The sequence below is a fragment of the Candidatus Thiosymbion oneisti genome (genome assembly GCF_900092655.1).
Taxonomy (GTDB): Bacteria; Pseudomonadota; Gammaproteobacteria; order Chromatiales; family Chromatiaceae; genus Thiosymbion; species Thiosymbion oneisti.
In genome coordinates this window covers 1-4,931 of the sequence record NZ_FLUY01001742.1, presented here as the reverse complement: position 1 = coordinate 4,931, position 4,931 = coordinate 1, and the positions used below count along the sequence as shown (strand labels likewise).

General features: G+C 58.1%; 3 protein-coding genes. 2 read left to right on the top strand and 1 reads right to left on the bottom strand.

Annotated elements, in window-relative coordinates; genetic code table 11:
- Positions 1 to 393: 393 nt before the first annotated feature.
- Entirely contained in the window at positions 394 to 954 is a 561-nt protein-coding gene (locus BQ17_RS18425; RefSeq protein WP_089729626.1) for a hypothetical protein, read from the bottom strand.
- Between the two features lie 722 nt (positions 955 to 1,676).
- Between BQ17_RS18425 and BQ17_RS18420 the strand changes: the two genes are divergently transcribed.
- Together BQ17_RS18420 and BQ17_RS18415 are read left to right on the top strand one after the other, a co-directional pair.
- Entirely contained in the window at positions 1,677 to 2,507 is an 831-nt protein-coding gene (locus tag BQ17_RS18420; RefSeq protein WP_089729624.1) for a lytic transglycosylase domain-containing protein, read from the top strand.
- A gap of 203 nt (positions 2,508 to 2,710) precedes the next feature.
- A complete protein-coding gene (locus BQ17_RS18415) occupies positions 2,711 to 4,606 on the top strand; it encodes an SPOR domain-containing protein (protein ID WP_089729622.1) in 1,896 nt (631 codons plus the stop codon).
- The last annotated feature ends 325 nt before the right edge of the window (positions 4,607 to 4,931 follow it).

The window sequence follows — 4,931 nt, the reverse complement described above, 5'->3', positions numbered from 1 at the left end:
GTCGATTAAGCGCCTCGGTAGGCTAACAGCCAACGCCTATCAGCACCGAGAAGCTGAGTCCGCTGGAGCGGACAAGACGGCGTTCCCACCTGTCTGCGTGCGGCACGCACAGGCAGGCGCTGGAGCGTGGGAACGAGCGCGAAAGCCTATTTAATGAGGTAGTGGTTAAGATTTAAGTGTAAACATAGCCAATAGCCGTGGGTTGGGCAGGCCATGCGCTGCATCCCCTCTCCCGGTGGGAGAGGGGCGAAGCTCGTAGGTTGGGCAAAGCCGCCAGGGACGGTGGCGTACCCAACAAATCATTTAAATATTAACCACTACCTTTAACGAAACCGAGCGGGAAATCTGACCGGCTTCTTCGATTCCGTAGTAGAACAGCCGTATGCCAGACTCTCAGTCGTCCTGAATGTAGAAATGCTGCCATTTGCATCCGCTGGAGCCTTCGAGCAGCCCCATCAGCGCCGGCGTAGGCGTGGCCTCTCCGGGAAAGACCTCCTCGACTCGGATGAATAGGCGTCCAAATCCCGCCTGCCCTTTCCAGTCATAGCCCCAAGGCGGGCTCGCCTCACTGCAGGCGGGGCAGGTGATTTGCACCCCAGCGTTATCCCGACCGGACAAGGCTTCCCGCCAACTCCGCAATCGGCCGCGGCAGCTGCGGCACCGCGGCGGGCGGGTATTACGGCCGCTCAAGAATACCGGCTGCCGAAAAGGACCGGTGAACCGGATATGGCAGAAGGGAGCCTCGCCTATGGGCGACAGTTCGATCCGAACCGAGCAACCCGCAAAGATCACCAGCTGCAGGAAGCGCTCGCCGACGGCGAATGCCTGGTTGCGGCCTTCCAGTGGGGTCCCCAGAAGACCGGCCTCGGATAGTGTAGCCGTCAGGGGCGCCCGTTCCGGGAGCAGAAATGGGTCTTGCGGACTCAGTAGGAGACGGCCAGTGTGTGCGGACATACTGCGCGAAGAGATGATCGAACGGCCCGAATTCTAACAAAACCACCGGATGCGGCCAGGGTGGTCCTGGCGCCGCCCAGGGTGGGCGCGTATAAAATTTTTAGAATCAATGATTCCAATTAGTTGTAGATCAAATATGATAATAAAGTTTAAATATAACTTATTGATTCATAAAGACACGCTCTCGTCCTGTGGCACCGCCCCAGGGCACCGAGTAATAAATCTATTAAAATTAATAAGTTAAAGCCATTATAAATTAAACCTAACAGTAAGATTTAATTTTAAGTTATTGATTTAATAGGTCATTCGGTTGTTCTGGGGCGCCATCCCGGACGAATGTGTATAAATCCTTTTAAATGTTAAGATAGGTGATTACATGAGCTAATATTTCCGGTCTCTTGTGCGTTGCATCAATACCGTTTTTGACCGAAAATACACTTTAGTTCGTGTGGCTGGAGGAAGCGCTGACCTGTGGGATCATCCTATGGTTGGCGTCAAGGCTCCTTAAGATTTAAGGATATGGAGGTATCAAAGGGTATCGCAGACAGGGCCGTTACTGTCTATCTACCGCGCGAGAATGGAAGATATGGACGCACTTCGAAAAGGGTGGACAAAAGCACGGATAAAGGCTAACAACCCCTTCGGGGCAAACCGTGAAAAGTGCTGCGCGTTTCCCTTGGCCCCCGAAGGCGAGTGATTGAGGTTGTCGGAGCATCGAAGATATGCAAACACAACATACAACAAAAGTCGCCTTTCTGACCCTATTGCTGACCGTTCTTGCATTTTCCTGCATCGCCGCCGATCAAGGGCCGTCGTTTGAGCAGATCTATGCTTCCAACGACAAGCACGAGCTTACGGCCTGGGGGCACCGTTATGCGCGGGGTGTCGGTGTGGCTAAGGATACCCATAAAGCTATTAAGCTCTTCTGCAAGTCCGCTCGTGAAGGAGACACGGACGCCAAGTTCGAGCTCGGCCAGCTCTACGCCTTTGGACAGGGCATAGAGCGCGACTGGGAGCTCGCCACTGCTTGGTACCAGGAGGCGGTCAAGGACAAGAGCCGCAAGGCCCAGGCGATGCTCGAGATCCTCAAGATGCAGGACAAGCCCATGCGTGTGGTATCTTGTCCATTGCCCACCGAGATGCAGGTTGCCGACCATATCCCCCCCTTCTCTGTTTCCAAAGAAGTCGACCGTATGGTGCGTTCCATGGCACCGCAGTATCGACTGGATCCGAACCTGGTGTTCGCCGTGATCGAAGCCGAGTCCGGCTTCAACCCCCAGGCACTCTCCTCCAGGAACGCCCGGGGCCTGATGCAGCTGATCCCAGCGACGGCAGAACGTTTCGGGGTCCGGGATGTTTGGGACCCGGAGCAGAACTTGAAGGGAGGTATGGCCTATCTGCGTTGGCTACTCGACCATTTCGATGGCGATGTGAAACTGGCGTTGGCCGGCTACAATGCCGGCGAAAGGGTCGTGGAGCGTTATCAGGGCATCCCTCCATATGCGGAGACCCAGGCCTATGTCAAGCGCATCATCAAACGCATCGGCGGTTAAAGGCCGGCCAGTCAATTGTTCTGCGGCTTGGGTCATCAGCGATGTAGGATGACCAATCCGCGCGGGCGCGATTGCCCGCCGAGCGGTGGGCTCGCCGCCCCGAAATAATCTGCCCTTCATCGCTTTGGTAACATGGGAATTGGCTCACTGGTCTTAAGCTTGCCGTAACCCTGTCGCCAACTGAACCTGAGGAAAATCGAACGGTGAAAAATGCGAACCAACCCCACAAACGGCAAGCACCGAATGGAGACCCCTCCGCTGCCAAGGCGCAGCCGAGCGGGCCCGAACGGCAGAAGGCTGAGCAGTCCAAGCGTTCCCAGACGACAGGATCGAAAGAACAGCCTGTAGATCGAGCCGGCCTATCCGATGAGCTCGATGATTACCGCACCCAGCTGCGCGATTATGAGAAGGTGCTGGTGGAACGCATCGCGGACGTGGACGACGATTTTCGGACAACCACATCCCGACTCCAACGGGTCCAGCAGACCCAGCACGATGCCCTCGATAAGCGTTTGCAGCGCCACGCCCGGCTCCTGGGCGGGCTGATGCTATTCGCGGTCCTCTTCGCTATCGCCCTCTTCCTGGTCTATCGTCAGCTTGCATTGGAGTCATCTCGGGTCGCCACAGAGGTTTCTGAAATTCACCAAGGGCTCGCGAGCCTTTCCGAGGGGCAAAGGAGCCAGGGCCAGGTGCGGGAAAGGCCCGATCAGGTGACCACGCAAGTCGCAGAGGTCAGGGCCGCTTCGGAGGGACCGGATAAGGGTGAAGAACCGGCCGCACAGGCGTCCTTTGCCACCGAGCGGACCCCTGGTGAGCAGGCCGAAGGCCGCCTCGCGGTGGAAACACGACGCCCCGATGCAGCGCGGAGGGACCGCACCCAAGACCCGGTGACCCCCCAGTTCACGGATGCCGGTCCGGCCACGCCCAAGGTTGCCGCGCAAGTCGCAGAGGTTAGGGCCGCGTCGGAGGGACCGGATAAGGATGAAAAGCCGGCCGCACAGGCGTCTTTTGCCACCGAGCGGACCCCTGGTGAACAGGCCAAAGGCCGCCTCGCGGTGGAAACACGACGCTCCGATGCAGCGCGGAGGGACCGCGCCCAAGATCCGGCGGCCCCCCGGTTCGCGGATGCCGGTCCGGTCACGCCCAAGGTTGCCGCAATGTCCACCACGGATGGGTCTGATGGTACGGAGAATGCCGGCAGCGCGCCGGAGAAGCCTGAGGGAAGTCCGCCGGCGATGGAAACCTTGGGGGTAAAGCGTCCGGAGGCCATAGGCAGCAATCTTCCCGTGGCTGCCGGGACCGACGCCGGTGCCTCGGACCTCGAGCAAACCCATGTTGTCTCGGAGAACGGCTACGGCCTCCAGCTGATCGGCTTCTTCAACCACAGGACACTGGATAAGTTTGCGGCCCGGAAGGGATTACCCGCGCGGGTCTACGTTATTCGCGAGACCTATCGGGGACGTTCCTGGCACACGATCATCCATAGCCTGCACCCGGACTATGACGCGGCTAAGGAGGAGCTGTCTCGACTGCCGGCAGATCTGTTGGCACTCAAGCCCTGGATACGCACCCTGCCGAGGGGGGCCAAGCTACAGGTTATCGAGACAGGATTGGAGTCATCTGCGGCCACGCCCGAGGTTGCTCCAACATCTACTCCGGATGTGTCTGATGGTACGGAGAATGCCGGAAATGGCGAGGAAAGCTCGCCGCTAGTGGAAGCTGCAAAGGTGAAGAGTCCGGGGGCCATGGGGAGCGATGTTCCCACGGCTGCCGGGACCGACGCCGGTGCCTCGGGCCTCGAGAAAACCCATGTTGTCTCAGCGGGCGGCTACGGCCTCCAGCTCATCGGCTTCTTCAACCGCAGGGCACTGGATAGGTTTACGGCCCAAAAGGGATTATTACCCGCGCGGGTCTATGTTATTCGCGAGACCCATCAGAGGCGTCCCTGGCATTCGATCATCCACAGTCTCCACCCGGACTCTGCCGCGGCTAAGGAGGAACTGTCTCGACTGCCGCCAGATCTGGCGGCACTCAAGCCCTTGGTACGCCCCCTGCGGGTAGGGACCAAGCTACAGGTTGTCGAGACAGGGGTAGAGTGATTGCCGGCAGTCGCAGCAATCCTGAATGATTTGGCGTTGTCTGGAGGATTTGACGTGTTGCGTTCGACGCCCAAAAGCTCGCTGATCGTCCGCTAGGGGGTGTTCTCAATTAACAAACGATCTAATCCTCGCTATCTCGAACCACGGATAGACACGGATCGACACGGATTTGTCTCCATCCGTGTCGATCCGTGTTCATCTGTGGTTCTCTTTCCGGTTGTTATCTGCACCAACCAATGGTTTTCACAGGCTAGTGTAGTGCGCCATTCTGTTTGGAACTTAAGCGGCGATTGCGCGCGTCGGGCGTCAAATCGATCGCGGCGCC